At 53.8% G+C, this 17,865-nt stretch carries 20 protein-coding genes and 1 pseudogene; 19 read left to right on the forward strand and 2 right to left on the reverse strand.

From position 1 onward, the window contains the following. Position 1: 1 nt before the first annotated feature. Positions 2-2,629, reverse strand: coding sequence for a DNA gyrase subunit A (gene gyrA, locus AKG35_RS06035; RefSeq protein WP_011130496.1), 2,628 nt, complete (start codon positions 2,627-2,629; stop codon positions 2-4). A 158-nt stretch (positions 2,630-2,787) separates the two neighbouring features. Here gyrA and AKG35_RS06040 point away from each other — a divergent pair, with 158 nt between their 5' ends. From AKG35_RS06040 to rsmD, 5 genes and pseudogenes are all read left to right on the forward strand, one after another. Further along, positions 2,788-3,927, forward strand: a complete 1,140-nt coding sequence (locus AKG35_RS06040; RefSeq protein WP_011130497.1) for a CAAD domain-containing protein — start codon at positions 2,788-2,790, stop codon at positions 3,925-3,927. A 76-nt stretch (positions 3,928-4,003) separates the two neighbouring features. Then, positions 4,004-5,167 (forward strand): GuaB3 family IMP dehydrogenase-related protein, encoded by a 1,164-nt coding sequence (locus AKG35_RS06045; protein WP_011130498.1) that lies wholly within the window; start codon positions 4,004-4,006, stop codon positions 5,165-5,167. A gap of 224 nt (positions 5,168-5,391) precedes the next feature. Continuing rightward, positions 5,392-5,715: a thioredoxin gene (trxA, locus tag AKG35_RS06050; RefSeq protein ID WP_011130499.1), complete on the forward strand. Its 324-nt coding sequence runs from the start codon at positions 5,392-5,394 to the stop codon at positions 5,713-5,715. Between the two features lie 94 nt (positions 5,716-5,809). Next, on the forward strand, positions 5,810-6,451 hold the full coding sequence (gene hisH, locus AKG35_RS06055) for an imidazole glycerol phosphate synthase subunit HisH (protein ID WP_011130500.1): 642 nt from the start codon (positions 5,810-5,812) through the stop codon (positions 6,449-6,451). Continuing rightward, a pseudogene (rsmD, locus tag AKG35_RS06060) lies at positions 6,448-7,011 on the forward strand (16S rRNA (guanine(966)-N(2))-methyltransferase RsmD); the annotation flags it as partial. The gene hisH and the pseudogene rsmD, both read left to right, overlap by 4 nt. A 10-nt stretch (positions 7,012-7,021) precedes the next feature. Here rsmD and petG read toward each other — a convergent pair. Continuing rightward, positions 7,022-7,138, reverse strand: a complete 117-nt coding sequence (gene petG, locus AKG35_RS13525; RefSeq protein ID WP_011130502.1) for a cytochrome b6-f complex subunit V — start codon at positions 7,136-7,138, stop codon at positions 7,022-7,024. Between the two features lie 56 nt (positions 7,139-7,194). Between petG and AKG35_RS06065 the strand changes: the two genes are divergently transcribed. The 14 genes from AKG35_RS06065 (at position 7,195) to AKG35_RS06130 (ending at position 17,851) form a co-directional block, all read left to right on the forward strand. Next, the gene (locus AKG35_RS06065; RefSeq protein ID WP_041385085.1) at positions 7,195-7,572 is read left to right on the forward strand and encodes a c-type cytochrome; all 378 of its coding nucleotides are present in this window, start codon (positions 7,195-7,197) and stop codon (positions 7,570-7,572) included. Further along, positions 7,569-8,318, forward strand: a complete 750-nt coding sequence (locus AKG35_RS06070; protein WP_011130504.1) for an RNA methyltransferase — start codon at positions 7,569-7,571, stop codon at positions 8,316-8,318. Before AKG35_RS06065 ends, AKG35_RS06070 begins: the two co-directional genes overlap by 4 nt. 30 nt (positions 8,319-8,348) lie before the next feature. Beyond that, a complete protein-coding gene (locus AKG35_RS06075; protein WP_011130505.1) occupies positions 8,349-9,509 on the forward strand; it encodes a serine hydrolase in 1,161 nt (386 codons plus the stop codon). After that, positions 9,506-10,924 carry a DUF3370 domain-containing protein gene (locus tag AKG35_RS06080; protein ID WP_011130506.1) on the forward strand — a complete coding sequence of 473 codons (1,419 nt, stop codon included), beginning with the start codon at positions 9,506-9,508 and terminating at the stop codon, positions 10,922-10,924. The genes AKG35_RS06075 and AKG35_RS06080 overlap by 4 nt, the downstream gene beginning before the upstream one ends. After that, a complete protein-coding gene (bchI, locus tag AKG35_RS06085; RefSeq protein WP_011130507.1) occupies positions 10,921-12,012 on the forward strand; it encodes a magnesium chelatase ATPase subunit I in 1,092 nt (363 codons plus the stop codon). Before AKG35_RS06080 ends, bchI begins: the two co-directional genes overlap by 4 nt. 4 nt (positions 12,013-12,016) lie before the next feature. After that, positions 12,017-12,481, forward strand: coding sequence for a crossover junction endodeoxyribonuclease RuvC (ruvC, locus tag AKG35_RS06090; RefSeq protein WP_011130508.1), 465 nt, complete (start codon positions 12,017-12,019; stop codon positions 12,479-12,481). An 8-nt stretch (positions 12,482-12,489) separates the two neighbouring features. Beyond that, a complete protein-coding gene (locus AKG35_RS06095; RefSeq protein ID WP_011130509.1) occupies positions 12,490-13,257 on the forward strand; it encodes a methyltransferase domain-containing protein in 768 nt (255 codons plus the stop codon). Next, complete coding sequence (locus AKG35_RS06100) at positions 13,254-13,823, forward strand: 5-formyltetrahydrofolate cyclo-ligase (RefSeq protein ID WP_011130510.1); 570 nt, start codon at positions 13,254-13,256, stop codon at positions 13,821-13,823. The genes AKG35_RS06095 and AKG35_RS06100 overlap by 4 nt, the downstream gene beginning before the upstream one ends. Positions 13,824-13,970: 147 nt before the next feature. After that, the gene (locus AKG35_RS06105) at positions 13,971-14,228 is read left to right on the forward strand and encodes a hypothetical protein (RefSeq protein WP_011130511.1); all 258 of its coding nucleotides are present in this window, start codon (positions 13,971-13,973) and stop codon (positions 14,226-14,228) included. Positions 14,229-14,270: 42 nt separating this feature from the next. Continuing rightward, positions 14,271-14,720 carry a hypothetical protein gene (locus AKG35_RS06110; protein ID WP_011130512.1) on the forward strand — a complete coding sequence of 150 codons (450 nt, stop codon included), beginning with the start codon at positions 14,271-14,273 and terminating at the stop codon, positions 14,718-14,720. Between the two features lie 488 nt (positions 14,721-15,208). Continuing rightward, positions 15,209-15,685, forward strand: a complete 477-nt coding sequence (locus tag AKG35_RS06115; protein WP_011130513.1) for a hypothetical protein — start codon at positions 15,209-15,211, stop codon at positions 15,683-15,685. Between the two features lie 9 nt (positions 15,686-15,694). After that, positions 15,695-16,156, forward strand: a complete 462-nt coding sequence (locus AKG35_RS06120) for a SufE family protein (protein ID WP_011130514.1) — start codon at positions 15,695-15,697, stop codon at positions 16,154-16,156. Positions 16,157-16,193: 37 nt separating this feature from the next. Beyond that, positions 16,194-17,510 (forward strand): homoserine dehydrogenase, encoded by a 1,317-nt coding sequence (locus tag AKG35_RS06125; RefSeq protein ID WP_011130515.1) that lies wholly within the window; start codon positions 16,194-16,196, stop codon positions 17,508-17,510. Between the two features lie 101 nt (positions 17,511-17,611). Continuing rightward, positions 17,612-17,851, forward strand: coding sequence for a hypothetical protein (locus AKG35_RS06130; RefSeq protein WP_011130516.1), 240 nt, complete (start codon positions 17,612-17,614; stop codon positions 17,849-17,851). The last annotated feature ends 14 nt before the right edge of the window (positions 17,852-17,865 follow it).

The following is a 17,865-nucleotide window of genomic DNA, read 5'->3' on the forward strand; positions in this document are numbered from 1 at the left end:
GTCAGCTGGAAGGAGCGTCGTCAACCCCAGCCACTTCACTGGGATCAGATCGATCATCTGGCTGGTCCTGATCCTCAGAATCAGGCGGCACAAGCACCACCTCAGAGAGGCGATCACCTGCATCCAAGCGCTGAAGCCGAACACCAGTAGCAGCCCTTGACTGCTGAGGAATTTTATCGGCACTGGTACGCACAATCACTCCACGCTCGCTTACCAACAAAAGCTCTTCTCCGTAGCCAAGCACCCTTAAACCCACCAACTCGTCTCCTTCGCGCCTGAACTTGATGGCACGCAGACCCATACCTGCACGTTTCTGCAAACGGAACTGATTGACCGGTACCCGCTTACCCAGTCCACTAGCGGAAGCAACAAGCACCCATGGTCCATCACTAACGACAACGGTCTCGCCGCTTTCATCCTGATCATCCTCAAGACTCTTGGCGACCTGATCGGCAAGCTCGACAGGCAATACATCCATGCTCACCAAGGAATCGCCGCCGCGTAAATTCATGGCACGCACGCCACGAGCAGTTCGTCCTAAGGGTCGTAACTCCTCATCACAGAGTCGGAAATGAATGGTCATTCCAGCCCTAGAAGCAATCAAAACACTGTCACCAGGAACAGCCAACCTCACCCAAGTAAGAGCATCACCCTCCTCCAGACCAATGGCAATCAAACCATTGGAACGAATCTTGCTGAAAGCTGATAGAGAGGTGCGCTTGATAAAGCCACCCTTCGTCAACATCAACAAGTGGGTGTCGTCATCGAAGGATATAACTGACAGAAGGGAGGTAATTGCCTCTTCACGGGGAATGGGCAAGAGCTGTACGACAGGTGTTCCCTTCGCTGTGCGGCTGCACTGAGGCACACGATAAGCAGGAAGGGCATAGGAGACACCGCGGTCACTGAACAACAGCAACGTGTCATGGTCATTGCAGCTGATAAACAGCTTCACCGCCTCCTCACCTTGACTGCGAGTGCCTGCCTTGCCTCGTGTCCCACGACTAGTGGCCTCAAACTCGCTTACCGGCATGCGCTTGAGATAACCGGTCTCAGTGAGCAACACCACAGATCGCTCGTTGGCAATCAAGTCGATGTCTTCGAGCCCCCCTCCTAAATCGAGGATCTCGGTGCGCCGAGGCAAGCAATGCTTCTCGCGCAGCTTGGTCAATTCGTCCTCAATTAGACCGAAAACACGCTCACGTCGGCCAAGGATGTCCTTGTAATTGGCGATCTTGGTGACAAGATCCTCGTGTTCCAAACGAATCTTGTCAGCCTCTAAAGCGGTCAAACGCCGCAACTGCATCTGCAGGATGGCATCCGCCTGAATCTCCGTGAGACCATGATGCTCCTGCAACTGTTGACGAGCTGTAGCCGTATCAGAGGCAGCACGAATCAACGCGATGATTGGATCAAGCTGATCGAGAGCAAGCAAAAGACCCAACAAGATGTGGTCGCGTTCCTCAGCTTTACGAAGGAAATAGCGGGTCCGACGTTCAACAGTATCAACGCGAAAATCGAGGAATACCTGCAGCATCTTGCGCAGGGTGAGCAGCACCGGCTCGCCATTGACTAGCGCCAACATATGGGCACTAAAGTTGCTCTGAAGAGGAGTGAGCTTGAAAAGATTATTGAGCACTACCTGAGGGTAGGCATCACGTCGCAGCTCCACGACAATACGCATGCCATCGCGATCGCTTTCGTCGCGAATATCAGAAATACCCTCCAGCTTCTTATCATTAACCATCTCTGCAATCCGCTCAATCAGCGCCGCTTTATTGGTCTGATAGGGCAATTCAGTAATGATCACTGCATCCCGGTCTGCTCGACCGGGATGTTCAATCGTCTCAATATTTGCCACGCCGCGCATCGTTACCGAACCACGACCGGTGAGATAGGTTTCACGAATACCACTACGACCAAGAATCTGACCACCAGTTGGAAAGTCCGGCCCAGGGATAAGCGTCATCAACTCAGAATCACTTAGCTCGGGATTACTGATCAGAGCCTGCAGACCATCGATTAATTCACTGAGATTGTGCGGTGGAATATTGGTAGCCATGCCAACGGCGATCCCTGAGGAGCCATTCAGCAGCAACTGAGGAATACGTGCTGGCAATACCATTGGCTCCTGTTGGGAGCCATCAAAGTTGTCCGCGTAGTCAACTGTCTCTGCCTCGATATCCTCAAGCAGACTGTCTGTCGTAAGCGACTGAAGACGCGATTCGGTGTATCGCATGGCCGCAGGTGGATCGTTATCGACCGAACCAAAATTGCCGTGACCATCAATCAACGGCATTTGCATGGAAAAATCCTGAGCCATGCGAACCAGCGCGTCGTAGACGGCCGTATCCCCATGGGGATGGTATTTACCCAGAACCTCACCAACAACTCGGGCACACTTTCGGTAAGGCCGATCGCTGGTCAGGCCCAACTCATACATCGCATAAAGGATGCGCCTATGCACAGGCTTAAGACCATCGCGAGCGTCGGGCAACGCACGCCCAACGATCACACTCATCGCGTACTCCAGATAGGAGCGCGACATTTCAATGCGCAGGTCCGTCTGGATTATCCGATCGTCGGACTCGCCGGGACCGCCGTCACTGGGTCCCAATGGATCCGCCATAAAAGAGCTGGTTGCCAATAATCAGGTTATCTCGGAAGCTGATGAATTGAGCCACCAGCATCAACAAAAACCAGCCTCTGCACTGTTAGGGCTTAATACAGCTAAAGGCTCAGTATTAAAGAGGCCTCTTAAACTATTTAGAGTGTGATATTTGGACCATGAGCTCGGCTGAGGAATCCAAAGCAGAAGGAGCCTCCGAAGCAACGGAAGGCACCGAGTCCTCATCTGAACCCGCTGAGTCCTCAGCTGCTGCAAACGACCTCAAAGTGAGTGCAGCCCAAGCTGCTCCCTCACAAGCCAACCCTGCTGTCCCTAAGACACCAGCTCAACAACAACCTGCTCCAGTTCAAGACAGCCCTGCTATCTCCAAGCCAAGCACCATCCCCTCAAGCCCAACACCAACTCCCAAACCCTCAGACGCTTCAGATGACCTCAAAGTGAGTGCAGCCCAAGCTGCTCCCTCACAAGCCAACCCTGCTGTCCCTAAGACACCAGCTCAACAACAACCTGCTCCAGTTCAAGACAGCCCTGCTATCTCCAAGCCAAGCACCATCCCCTCAAGCCCAACACCAACTCCCAAACCCTCAGACGCTTCAGATGACCTCAAAGTGAGTGCAGCCCAAGCTGCTCCCTCACAAGCCAACCCTGCTGTCCCTAAGACACCAGCTCAACAACAACCTGCTCCAGTTCAAGACAGCCCTGCTATCTCCAAGCCAAGCACCATCCCCTCAAGCCCAACACCAACTCCCAAACCCTCAGACGCTTCAGATGACCTCAAAGTGAGTGCAGCCCAAGCTGCTCCCTCACAAGCCAACCCTGCTGTCCCTAAGACACCAGCTCAACAACAACCTGCTCCAGTTCAAGACAGCCCTGCTATCTCCAAGCCAAGCACCATCCCCTCAAGCCCAACACCAACTCCCAAACCCTCAGACGGGCCCGAAGGCCTTGATCAAGGAGAGGAGTTGAAGCTGCTTTTGGAGAGACTGCGCAACTTCTTCAAGTTGAGCAACTGGATTAAGCAAGACGATCAGGCAAGCCCATGGCAACAACTGAGACGACCCGTTCTTCTCATTGCTGCACTGATCACCCTTGTGATTTTTGTTCGTATCTACGGCGGTATTTTGTCCACGATTGAGAGTGTTCCTCTGGCTCCATCTCTCTTCGAACTGGCCGGCATCCTCTGGCTGACATGGTTTTCAATCACCCGCCTGATCCGCAGCGAAGATCGACAGGATGTGATCTCCAAAGTGCGCACCCGATGGGAAGCCTTCCGTGGAACAACTGACAACAAGCCCTAGCTAAAGCTCTTTTTTCCTCAAGGCAAAATTTGAATCACCCCAGTTGGTAACTTGGCGTGACTTTATTTGGTCTGTGGTGAACATTCAGCTCGGACGCACCAAGGTCGTTCGCCGGGCCTATGGCATCGACGAAACCGCCCTTGTTCCGGGTGGACGAACCGTAGACCCGGAGATCACTGACACCTGCTGGAACCTCGCAGGCATCGAACGTGAGATACCAATCATTGCGAGCGCTATGGATAGCGTTGTCAATGTCGATATGGCTGTTGCCCTATCTCGCCTTGGAGCCCTCGGCGTAATGAATCTGGAAGGAGTCCAAACCCGCTACAAAGACCCCAACCCAGTACTGGATCGGATCTCCTCAATCGGAAATGATGCCTTCGTGCCACTGATGCAGGAGATCTACAGCAAACCTGTGCAAGAAGCCCTGATCTATCAACGCATTAAAGAGATCAAAAATCAGGGGGGCATTGCTGCTGTGAGTGGCACACCCGTGGCAGCAATGCGCTTTAGCAAAACCATTGCAGAAGCGGGTGCTGACCTCTTTTTTGTGCAGGCGACAGTGGTATCAACCGAACACATTGGTCCTGAAGGTCAACAAACTCTCGACCTCGAAGCCCTTTGTCAAGGCATGGGGGTCCCTGTGGTGATGGGTAATTGCGTCACCTACGAGGTCGCTCTGAAACTCATGCGTGCAGGTGCCGCAGGAGTGATGGTTGGCATCGGCCCTGGTGCTGCTTGCACCTCTCGTGGGGTTCTTGGCGTGGGCATCCCCCAAGCCACCGCCGTAGCGGACTGCGCTGCCGCCCGTGAGGACTACGAGCGAGAGAGTGGTCGATACGTTCCGATCGTTGCAGATGGCGGCATCATTACAGGAGGGGACGTATGTAAGTGCATTGCCTGCGGAGCCGATGCGGTCATGATCGGCTCTCCGATCGCCCGAGCATTGGAGGCGCCTGGTCGTGGCTTCCACTGGGGCATGGCCACTCCCAGTCCAGTACTGCCAAGGGGCACAAGAATCAAGGTGGGCAGCACAGGCAGCCTGGAACGCATCCTTAGAGGGCCTGCTCTGCTAGACGATGGCACCCATAACCTTCTAGGAGCTCTCAAAACGTCCATGGGCACTCTTGGGGCCCGTACGATCAAAGAGATGCAACAGGTTGAGGTCGTCATCGCCCCATCTCTGCTGACCGAAGGGAAGGTTTATCAGAAAGCCCAGCAGCTAGGCATGGGCAAGTAAACATTCCGATCGCAGACGAAAACCAATTGGATCCGAGAGAGGCCATGGCTAGTATGAATTCGTGAGGGCTACGGCCCACACACTCCTCACACACACCGGCCCGACGAGCTCGGGCTTTTCGTCTTCTGTGCAAGAGACCGTCACAGTTCCTACCTGTGGAGGCTCTTAAGCATGAATAAAATACAAACGATTGCTAAATTTCCGCAAAATCAACGACCTAAGGAATGTCCAATGCCGCCGCAGTTACCGACGCCTCCTTCGAGCAGGACGTCCTTCAAAGCGACGTGCCTGTGCTAGTTGATTTCTGGGCGCCTTGGTGTGGCCCATGTCGCATGGTTGCTCCGATCGTCGATGAGATTGCCAAGGAATTCGAGAGCAAGATCAAAGTCTTCAAGCTCAACACTGACGAAAACCCCAACGTCGCAAGCCAATACGGTATTCGCAGTATCCCCACCCTGATGGTGTTCAAAGGAGGTCAAAAAGTCGACACAGTTGTTGGTGCAGTGCCCAAAGCCACGCTTTCAGGAACCATTTCAAAGTACCTCTGAAGCTTGATCCAACTTCGATTCCAGCCCTCCTAGATCACCATTGGCCTGATTCAATGCCTCACATGGCTAAAAGGCCAGATTGCGGAGGGTTTCTTTGATTACACGTCTAGGCTTAATTGATTACGGCATGGGCAATCTGCGCTCTGTGCAGATTGCCTTTGAAAGGCTCCACAAGGCTCTTCACATAGTGAGGCAGCCCGCCGACCTCAGCCGCTGTGATGCCTTGATCTTGCCTGGAGTCGGTGCCTTTGATCCCGCCATGGTGCACCTTGAGCAGACCAGATTGGTTCCAGACCTCAAGAGTTGGGTGAAAGGAGGACGACCTCTGCTAGGCATCTGTCTGGGCCTGCAGTTGTTGTTCGAATCGAGTGACGAAGGAAATGCCACCGGCCTAGGGTTGCTTAAGGGCCACGTTCAACGACTGCCCTCCAATCAAGGCGAACGCATTCCCCACATGGGCTGGGCTGCTCTAGAACATCGAAACGACTGCCCGCTGCTTGACAAGGAAGATCCAGACAGCTGGATGTATTTCGTGCATTCCTATGCTGCAGTCCCCAGCCAAAACAGTGATCTTGCGGCCATAGCGCCGTTTGGCCGAGACAACATCACAGCGATGGTCTGGAAAGGCCGACTAGGGGCCTGTCAGTTTCACCCAGAGAAATCCGCCGCAGCCGGCGAGCGCATGCTGCGGCGTTGGCTGAATTGGCTGGAGACCGGCGCAAAACCTGTGCCATGAGTAGCCAGCTAAGGCTTTCCGGAGGGCGCAAGCTTCAGAGTCCCGCTGGCCAAGGCACTAGACCCACGACGAGTCGTGTTCGTGAAGCAGTGATGAACGTGCTAGCCCCACGCTTGCATGACTGCCACTGGCTTGACCTATTTAGCGGCAGTGGAGTAATGGGCTGCGAGGCGTTGCAAAGCGGCGCACGACGTGTAGTAGCTGTTGAACGAAACGCGAAGACAGCCAAAGTCTGTCAAGCCAACCTCATTGCCACCGCCTCTGGCCTCTCCCAGCAGAGCAACATTGAAGTGATCCGCCATGACGTACTGACCTGGCTGAAGAGAGGTTGCCATGCCGCCAAGTTCAATCAACCTTGGGCAGGGGAAAACCCTGGTTTCAACCTGGTCTACCTCGATCCACCTTATTCTTCAAAACTCTATTCAGAAGTCTTCAAAGCCCTGCTTTCAGGCCATTGGCTGCAGAGAGATGCCCTAGTGATCTGTGAGCATGCCACGAACAACAGCGTGGAAACCCCAATGCAGTGGTTTGAACAAGATCGCCGTATCTATGGCAGCAGCGCCTTACTGTTCACCAATCCCCCAGAACAGTATCGCGACGATACTGATTCCAAGCATCCACAAACAATCCAAGCAAAGTGACCGGAATTAAACCCAGAACGATGCCGCAGAGAAGTGGTTCGATCATGGCCTCGCGCCCAGTTGAAAGATTAAGCACAATTGTTTCATGCTCCTGAACTCACCGTGACGGGCCCGTCATCAAACAATCAAAGAAAAAACGGGTTCATTGGACCCCTAGTGGTACTGGCAGCAGCTGTCTGCATTGCAATTTTGTTATGGGTACTAGGGCACTCACAACGAGACCCCTACGTCAACGCCACCCTTGATTTAGAGGGATCTTTGGAGCAAGGAGGTCGGCTGTTCCGCATCAACTGCGCTGGCTGCCACGGGATTACTGCCCAAGGAAACTTAGGCCCGAATCTCCTTGACGTGAGCGAACGCCGCAACGACGCCCAGCTGATCAGGCAAGTGGTAAGCGGCAATACGCCGCCCATGCCCAGGTTCCAGCTTGAGCCTCAAGAAATGGCCGACCTACTGGCTTATTTAAATTCCCTGAATTGAACAAGGACATCCGCTCAATCCAAACGACTGTTGTTCTGGTTGAGCCAATTGGTCCACTGAATCTGGGCAGTGTGGCCAGACTCTGCGCCAACTTCGGAGTACAAGAACTACGCCTGGTCTCGCCCCGCTGCGACCCTGCTGATCCCGAGGCAAGACGCATGGCTGTCCATGGCGTAGCAATGCTTAAGCAGGCAAAACAATTCTCATGCTTGCTCGATGCCGTAGCTGACTGTCACAGAGTTGTAGCCAGCTGCGGCCGATTGGATCATGGCAACATCCCCCTGCAAACCCCCGAACAAGCAGTGCCATGGTTACTAGAGAGCATGAGTGCAGCACCTGTGGCACTGGTATTTGGCCGTGAAGACAGGGGCCTAACCAACGAGGAACTTCAACTCGCCCAACGTGTACTCACTCTGCACAGCTCCCACGGATATCCATCCCTCAACCTCTCGCATGCAGTAGCGATCGTGCTGCATGAGCTACAACGTTGCCAAGGGCAAGGAACGCTCAGGGAAGGGCAATCGGCATGGCCGGACCCAGCATCACCTCGTCAACTCGACGCATGCTTAACAGACGCACAGGATCTCCTGTTAGAGGTGGGATTTCTTTTGAGCCATACGGCCCAAGCCCGCATGGCCAAAGTCCGTGGTTTACTTCAACGCGCTGCCGTCCGTCCCGAGGAAGTAGCCCTGCTGAGAGGGATGGTGAGGCAACTTCGCTGGGCCATCCATTCTCGTCACTCTTAACCTCAGCCGAACTCACTGATCTTCACTTCCTTGTCAAGCAGTCGCCCTTACCGCAACCGCTCAAACGGGGCTGGACCCCTACGGCTTTTGTTGCGTCTGATCTTGATGGGCATCGGCCTCGGCGTGATTACAGGTTCAGCGCTCAAGATGCTCGGCCCACAGGTGAAGCAGGGCAAACTGGACTTGCCGGAGTGGCTTCCTGGGCGAAATTGGATTTCCCTGAAGGGCCTCCCCAGTCGCTTCAACATCGTTGAGGAAGCCACAAACCCCATGCTCAGCAATGGGAATAGTTTGCAACTAGGCAATTTCCAGACGAAGCAAGAACTCACAACGTTGAGCAACCGCTGGAGAGAACTGGCCAAGCAACAAAAAGACTTACAAGCAAGCGCATTCTTGCTAGTGCTTGATGATGGACGCTATGCCGAGCTCTCCGCCGAGACAGCACTGCCTGCTGCTAGCTCAATCAAAACAGCAATCCTGCTGGTAGCTCTCGAACTCATCGATTCCGGTCAGCTCAGCTGGAATGAACCCCTGAAGCTCACGAAAGAGATTATTGGTGGTGGTGCTGGCTGGATGGCCAGCAAGCCGCTTGGCAGCCAATTCCCTGCCCACGAAGTTGCCACCGAGATGATTCGGGTGAGCGATAACACCGCCACCAATCTGCTGATTCAACGCATTGGTGGCAAGGACGTCCTCAATGCACGCTTCAATGCTCTCGGCCTGAGCTCCACGGTGGTGAATAACTGGTTGCCGGATCTACAAGGCACCAATACCACCAGCAGCCACGATCTGGCACGGGCCATCGCACTTGTCGATACTGGGAAAGCCCTTAGCCCACGCACACGGGATCTATTCAGGGAGGCAATGAGCACCTCCGTCAGCAACCGCCTATTACCTGGTGGATTTCTTAAGGGACTGGGCGGCAAGCAAGGAGAGCCTGACAACAGCCTCCTGGCAAAGGGCTACCGCATCTACAACAAAACCGGCGACATCGGCATCGCTTATGCGGATGCTGGCCTAATCGAACTACCTGATGGCAGTCGTGCAGTGGCAGGGTTCATGGTGAAAGGCCCCTTCAACGACCCCCGCTCCACAGAACTAATCCGCGACATGGCAGCCGCTATGGCTCCAGTACTCAAGCCAAAGCCATCGACACCTCGAACGGAATCAACAAACAGCAATCAGCCATGAAGATTCCCGCCCTTTTGTCAGTTGCGCTTTTCAACTTATCCGGAGCAGTGCTTGACACCCCCGCTCTGATTGCTGCCCCAACCGTCAAACAAAGACAGCAACAGGTCAGGCCCCTACCAGGCGGGCTTGACAAGGTGCTGATGGTTAATGACAACAATCCCGAACTCATTACAGGCGAAGGGATTCTGCTCTCCACCTTCCCTACCAAAAACACACAAAGTTCAAGCGCCAAAGCTGACAAAAGCAACCTGGCCGTGCCACTCGATGGTCGTTTCGATCTATTCAGTCACCACGTGTATGCCGGCCTTCCTGATCATCTCGAATCCACCCTCTGGCTAGCAGTGCTGGCTCAGCCACGGGGTGACGAGCCTGTGCAACTGACCCTATTGAGAGGCAGCACCTCCCTATCGCAAGCCACCGAAGCAGGACAGACAGCTGCACCATTTCTGCCTCTGCCGAAAGTGATTGCCGAAACCACGACCCCTATTGCCGCTGGCCCAGGCAGCAGGGTAGCTGGCGATCTCCTGCGGGGAGAGCGAGCTCAAGAGCTGCCAGAGCGATGGGAACTCCTGCCAGGCAGCCCGAGTGCCCTATTGGTACTCCCCATTCCCGTAGCAGGTCTCGATCCACTGCTCAACGGTCGCAACCTTCAGATGCGGCTGCATAGCTCCGGCCCCATCTCACTAGCAACCGTGGCTGCATACGGCAATCCCAAAACAGCCCCTCCACTCTCTCGCTGGATTGAGCTGCTTGAAAGCGGCGAACTCAGCCCCAAGGAACATCACCCCACGCCTCGAGGTAGCAGCGGCAAGATCGTGTATTCGCGCGTCAGCGGAATCCAATTGGGCAGCACATGGAAGACAACCCTGACTGATCCTGATAGCACCGTGCTAAGCGCAATCAACACTCCCATCTCCTGGCCTATCAGCAGCCTCGAGAGGGGCAGCCTCGGCACAGATCAGGTCCAAACTGCTGAATTACAAGCGCACTACGACAACACGGCATGGGCTGCCCATGGCAACTACGGAGTTGAATATGACCTCACCCTGCCGCTACACAACGGATCAAAGCAGGAAAAATCCTTCTTGCTGACCCTTGAGTCCCCCTTAAAGAAGGACAACAACAACACAAGCCTGGACTTTCGCGTTTCAGCCAGCGGACCTGTGATGTATCGAGGGCTAATCGAGGTCAGTGGACTCGATAGCGAGTCCAGTCGACCCATGGGCCGTCGCCGCTTCCACCTAGTCCTGCGGCAGGGGGAGATGGGGCCAGACCTTGGTCGCATCAGCTTGACGCCAGGAGAAACTAGAGATGTCCGAATTCGACTGATCTACCCCGCTGATGCCACCCCACCGCAAGTGCTCACACTCATGCCTGTGAAACAATCCAAAACAACTCCAGACATCAACCCGTGAGTTCAACCCGCAAGCGCAGGGTCTTTCCCTTTACCTCCGTGATTGGCCAGGAAGAGATGAAACTGGCTCTGCTGCTCAACGTGATCGACCCGCGAATCGGCGGAGTCATGATCATGGGAGATCGAGGCACGGGCAAGTCCACCGCGATCCGAGCCCTAGCAGATCTCCTTCCAGGGATTGATGTCGTCGCTGGCGACCCTTACAACAGCTCACCCACTGATCCGGATCTACAGAGCAGTGACGTGCGCCAACGCATTGAACATGGTGAAAGCCTTGCCACTGAGGAGCGGCAGGTGCCAATGGTGGATTTGCCTCTCGGTGCCACTGAAGATCGTCTTTGCGGCACCATCGACATCGAGAAGGCCCTCAGCGAAGGAGTTCGTGCATTCGAGCCAGGCCTGCTGGCCAAGGCCAACCGCGGCTTGCTCTACGTCGATGAAGTCAATCTGCTTGACGACCATCTTGTCGATGTGCTGCTGGATTCAGCGGCATCAGGATGGAACACGGTGGAACGTGAAGGGGTATCAGTGCGACACCCTGCCCGATTCGTACTGATCGGCTCCGGCAACCCCGAGGAGGGCGAGCTACGCCCCCAACTCCTTGATCGCTTTGGCATGAGTGTTGAGGTGCGCACTGTCCGCGATCCAGATCTACGGGTGCAGGTGGTTGATCAGCGCACCGCCTTTGATAGCGATCCCGATACCTTTGCTACATCGGTGCAAGCCAACCAAGACGCCTTACAACAACGCGTTATTGAGGCCCAGCAACGTCTTGAACAGGTGAGCCTCGACAACGATTTGCGCCTACGAATCTCGGCTGTCTGTGGCGAACTAGATGTAGATGGACTACGTGGCGATATCGTCACAAACCGTGCCGCCAGGGCTCTAGCAGCCTTTGCAGGACGAACAGAGGTTTCGGAAGAAGATGTGGCACGCGTGATCTCTTGCTCTCTACGCCATCGATTGCGAAAAGACCCCCTCGAGCAGATTGATTCAGGGGATCGGGTCGTCAAAATTTTCTGCAAAGTATTCGAACGCAGCGAGAACAGCGATCAGGCTGACTTCGAGCTAACAACTCAAGCAGGCTGAACGCTTGCGCATCCTTGGCATCGACCCTGGCATTGCCAGGGTGGGCTACGGGGTCATCGACACCAGCAACGGACAACAGCAGATGCTCGATTGCGGCATCATCCGCACCAATCCCGGCATTGACGATGGTGAACGGATGGTGGAAATCGCCAGCGATCTACGCCAGCTCATCCGTCGTTGGAAGCCCCAACTGGCCGCTGTGGAGAAATTCTTCTTCTACCGCTCCAGCACGACAATCAGCGTGGTCCAGGCACGTGGAGTCATCATCATGACCCTGGCACGCTTTCGAGTGCCAGTGATGGAATTCCCACCGATGCAGATCAAGCTTGCTCTGGCGGGCTCAGGCCATGCTGAAAAAGATGAAGTGCTCGATGCGGTGATGCGCGAATTGAATCTTGATCAGCCGCCCCGACCCGATGATGCCGCCGACGCCCTGGCCATAGCACTCACGGGTTGGTTCCAGCGCTAAAACCACTGATGGACTCCTCCTGCTCACCAAAACACGGCTGGTTTGACAGCGTGGCTGAGTCCTACGCCCAACAGCGCCCCTATTACCCGGAATCCCTGTTTACCTGGATCAGCAGTAAAGCCGCCAGCCACCAACGTTGCTGGGACGTTGCCTGTGGTAGCGGCCAGGCCTCTCTAGGGCTTGCAAGGCACTTTGATCGCGTCGATGCAAGCGATCTCAGCCCAGCTCAGGTTGCTGCCGCACCAGCTCACTCAAACATTCATTACCAAGTAGCAGCAGCTGAAGATTCCGGGTTTCCCAACGCATGCATGGACGCAATTGTGGTGGCCGCCGCCATTCACTGGCTAGATGTACCCCGATTCAACGAAGAAGCATTAAAGGTGGCACGCCCAGGTGGACTGATGGTCTGGGTGGGCTATGACCCGCCGCAAGGGGCTCCCCCTGCACTGCAGTTGTGGCTAGACCAGCTTTACAGCGAAAGGCTATCGAGCTGGTGGCCTCCCCAGCGTCACCATGTCGACAACCACTATCAGAACCTGCCATTCCCCACCATCAGCAAAACGTTGCCCCAAGAGCTCTGCATCTCCCTCAAATGGAGCTGTGAACAGCTGATCGGTTACATAGGCACCTGGTCGGCTTTGAGGAAAGCAACGCAGGAGGGACATGACTTGCTGCCACAACTCAGCATGGAACTGCAGAGACTCTGGCCAGCAGATCAAAAAACAATCCCCCTGATCTTTCCACTCATGGGCCGCTGGGGTTATCTAGCGCGATGAATCAAGCCATCGCCAAAGCCAAGCTTCGCCGTCAATTCAAGGCCCTGCGCGCTCAACAATTACCTAAAGTTCAAGACACAATCATTCAGCAGGTTGTCAACACTATTCAGGGTTACTTAAAAGCTGGGAGGCTACGAGGGCACATTGGTGTTTATTGGCCGCTTAGCGGAGAAGTAGATCTCCGCGAACTGAAACTCAACTTGAAGTTACCCTTGGCACTCCCAGTCAGTGGAGAAGACGGAAGTCTCAGTTACCACCCTTGGACTCTTACTCCACTGCGAAAAGATGCCTGCATGATCCCCGCCCCGCTAGATGAAGCCATCCTTGACGCTGATGAAATAGGCCTCTTGCTGATACCTGCTCTGGCGATGGATCAACGAGGGATCAGACTCGGCTATGGAGGCGGTTTCTTCGACCGCTTCAGAAGCAATTTGGCTTGGCGCAAAGTGCGAACGCTTGCAGTCTTGCCACAAGCCTGCATATCAACAGAGTTACTGCCTCGTGACAGTTGGGATGTACCCCTTGATGGCTGGATTAGTGAAAGCGGAGTTGCCAGAGTAAAATAAAAATTTAGATTCAGCTCCCAACTTACGAATAAAAAATGCATCAAGAAAGCCGTGCCACTAAAAAGAGACAAGCTTTATATTTAACACTTCCTTAACTCTTAGTCATCATTGAATTAGCCTGCTTTAAGGCTTAAATGATCGAGCACAATGACAGCACCAGCACTTTATTCGTACGCAAAAGTTCAGTCCATAGAGATAGATGGCAAAGAAGACGTGATCACCCTTAGACCAGTGTTTAAATCTAACTCGTTCAATTCATTGGACGAGGGTGATCATTATGCATTCCAGACAACTATCGGCGACAAAACCTTCACCTTTGAGACTGTTGTCAATAATCAAGGGCCAAGCACAACCCTGGGACTAGAGAATGATGACGCCGCTGCAATCGTTGAGATGCTCGACTAAAATGAAGACAATAAGATTAGCGATTAGGAATTCGAGAAAGGCATGGAGAATGCCGTGGTGTCATATGAGGAAGATATCAGGCTTCATGGAAATCATTCCTTAGACTCAGAAGTGAAATTAATGCTAGAAGCAGAGGATGTTGTTTTTCAATACGATCCTATAGAAGGCAATCCTGGCAAACTGTTATTTGGGCAATCAATTGTTTCCGTTGGTGCGGACACTCAAGGCAATATCCTTTCGTTTATTTGCCCTCAAAGATCATTTAATCCGTCTTTACTAGGCTACACTCTCAACCTTACAGGAGAAGTCGAAATCGGCCAAGTTGGAGGAGGTATCGACACTGTTACAGGAGAGGAAAACATCTATGGTGATGAAGTGAAATGTCTATTTTGGGGAAACATCACCACACCAAATGGTAGTTCATATGGATTCACTAAAGACGAAGCTGCATTCATCCCCATCAGGGATAATGACAATAGTAGGGCCTGCTAACTCTTTCGAGTATCGAAAGATCTGCCCATGGTAGCGGGAAGATATAAAGCGTTTTCAGCTATTATTTTGTCAGCGGACTGCAAGGCTCTGCGAATCAAGATAGCTTTTGAAAGACCCCATGCTTCAATGAATTAATCTACTTTATCCAGGCCTTGCTGGTGAAGGCACTGCACTTCAGTAGTATATCGACTCACAAGATCCGACTCCTATTTCAGGTCCTGCATATGAAGAGATGGCTCATTCGTTGCACATGGGTCATTGATCAATGGAAGGCCAAATGAATTAAATCCGAATAAAGTCTACCCTTAATAATTGGCATCAAAAAGTTTTCAACACGCCATTGCTGCCATTTTCAGCCGCCAAATATTCGCCTCTGGTAAATATTTCGTACGGCAATCATCTCAACCGTCTCAAAGGCTGCCACACAAGTACTAGTCAATCCTGCAAGAATCTCTCAAAATGATTTCAGAGTTTTCAGAGCTCGTTCAATGCGGACCCTGATCCAGCCTTTGTTTCTATTGATCGCAACAGCATCTCTTGGTCTCGGGCAAGGTCAGCCAGCGAAAGCCCATGCCATTGAAAGCACTCTCAACTACCTCGATGGAAGCCTGGAGCTTCAAAGCTATTTCTCAACGGGAACACCTGTTGAGGGAGCAGTGGTACGCGTCTTAGAGGCCAACGGAGCACCAGGCCGAGAACTGGGTCGAATGGATCAACAGGGAAAACTGTGCTTGAGCCTGCCAAACATGCAAGAAGGAACACTCGACCTGCAGGTGGATGCTGGCCCAGGTCACCGTGACTATCTGATGCTGCCAATCCGCTCAGGCAAGGTGAAGCTCGATGAGGTGGTCAGCCAACCCAAAACTCCACAAACACCATGGTTCCTCGCCAGCACTGGCTCGCCTCTCTTGCTTGGTCTTGCAGGTGTTTTGTTTAGCGTGAGTGAGCAGCGCCTCAAATTCTGATCCTTCGCCATGGCTGAGCCCACCGCCGCACCTTCAAGCTTTGGCAGTGAAGCCCTTGACAGCATGGTCGAACGACTTAACGGCACCTCTGATCCCCGCCGCCGCTACGAATATGTTCTATGGCTGGCCAAAAAGCTGCCACCAATGTCCCCGGAATTACAAACCGACGCCATCAAGGTGAAGGGATGCGTTTCCCAGGTCCATGTGCTTGGTGAACTCGTGGAAGGACGGCTTCACTGGCAGGGAGACTCCGACGCGATGATTACACGAGGCTTGCTGGCAATGCTGATTCAAGGCCTCAACAATCTCACACCTGAGCAAGTCATGGCCGTGGATCCAAGCTTCATTGAAGCCACAGGCCTTCAAGGCAGCCTTACCCCATCAAGAGCTAACGGATTCCTCAATATCCTCCTCAATATGAAGGCCCAGGCCCAGCAACTTGCCAGGGTTTCGTCTTCAACAACTTCTTAGAGTCCGGCCAGCAATTAAACGACTGGACGCAGTTGCCATGGGCACGAAATTAGGAATAGGTCTCCTGGGGCTTGGAACAGTAGGCGCCGGTGTAGCAGGCATCCTCCAAGCCCCTGAAGGGCGGCATCCACTGGTGGCTGAGCTTGAACTGGTCCGTGTAGCGGTTCGAGATCTACAACGACCTCGCCCAATTGAGCTCCGCCCATCCTTAGTGACCAACAACCCACAGGCCGTTGTTGATGATCCCTCTGTTCAAGTGGTTGTTGAAGTCATGGGAGGGATCGAACCAGCCCGAACCCTGATCATGCGAGCCATTGCCGCCGGCAAAGCGGTCGTTACAGCTAACAAAGCGGTGATTGCAAGACATGGCGAAGAGATTGCCTCTGCTGCTGCAGCTGCTGGGGTCTACGTCCTGATCGAAGCTGCCGTCGGCGGTGGCATCCCGATCATCGAGCCACTTAAGCAATCACTAGGTGGCAACCGGATCGAACGCGTGAGCGGCATCATCAACGGCACCACCAACTACATCCTCAGCCGCATGGCACAGGAAGGGGTGGCCTATGACGACGTGCTCAAGACCGCCCAAGATCTTGGCTACGCAGAGGCAGATCCAGCTGCCGACGTTGAGGGGTTCGATGCGGCCGACAAGATTGCCATCCTCACTGGGCTCGCCTTCGGTGGACCTGTCGACCGTGACTCAATTCCCACCCAAGGCATCAACAACCTTCAAAGCCGCGATGTGGACTACGCCACACAGCTTGGCTACAGGGTGAAACTATTGGCTATCGCCGAACGTCTCAACTCAGACGCTCAGACCAGTCAGTCCTTGCCCTTAGCGGTAAGGGTGCAGCCAACCATGATTCCTCTCGACCACCCGCTTGCTGGCGTGAATGGCGTGAACAACGCCATCCTGGTTGAGGGCGATCCGATCGGCCGCGTGATGTTTTATGGCCCAGGAGCAGGCTCTGGACCCACCGCCTCAGCTGTGGTGGCGGACATCCTCAACATCGCTGGCATACGCCAATTAGGTGAAATCAACGGCAGCCTCGACCCCCTTCTTGCCGCAAGCAGTTGGCGTTCCTGTCACCTCGTTGATCCAAGCGCCATCCTTCAGCGCAACTATGTGCGCTTCAACGCAGAAGACACCCCAGGAGTGATCGGTCGGATCGGTAGCTGCTTCGGCGATCGTGGCATCTCGATTCAATCAATCGTTCAATTCGATGCCTCCGATGCCGGCGCCGAAATCGTTGTGATTACCCATGAAATAAGTCAAGGCCAGATGCAAGATGCCCTGACCGCAATCACCTCCATGGCTGAGGTCAAAGGACTTGCCGCCCATCTGAGCTGTCTTTAACTTCCAGCCTCCCCCTGACGAAGAGCCCCCTACTTACTTAAGAGTTATAAAACAAGTTGAGAGGCAAGTCTGCAGACGCTGACCTGTGCCCCCAAAGGTTCATGTCTACCGCTTCGATGATGTCAAGAGTCCAACTCTTTCCCAAGCCGGACTTCCTACCCATCATGGATCTCCATCAAGGCGACTGTGTTCAACTCCTCAGTGGTAATAAGGAGCAAGTCCAGGTGATCGGAATCGACGATGACCACAACCGCTGTTGGGTAAGACGTTGGCCTCTGCTTCCAAATGGATCGCCTGTGTTTGAAGTGTCGATACAACAAATCTCCTGCGCCTCCAAGTAAACAGAACGACACTC

This window comes from Prochlorococcus marinus str. MIT 9313, assembly GCF_000011485.1.
In the GTDB taxonomy this organism is placed as follows: domain Bacteria; phylum Cyanobacteriota; class Cyanobacteriia; order PCC-6307; family Cyanobiaceae; genus Prochlorococcus; species Prochlorococcus marinus_D.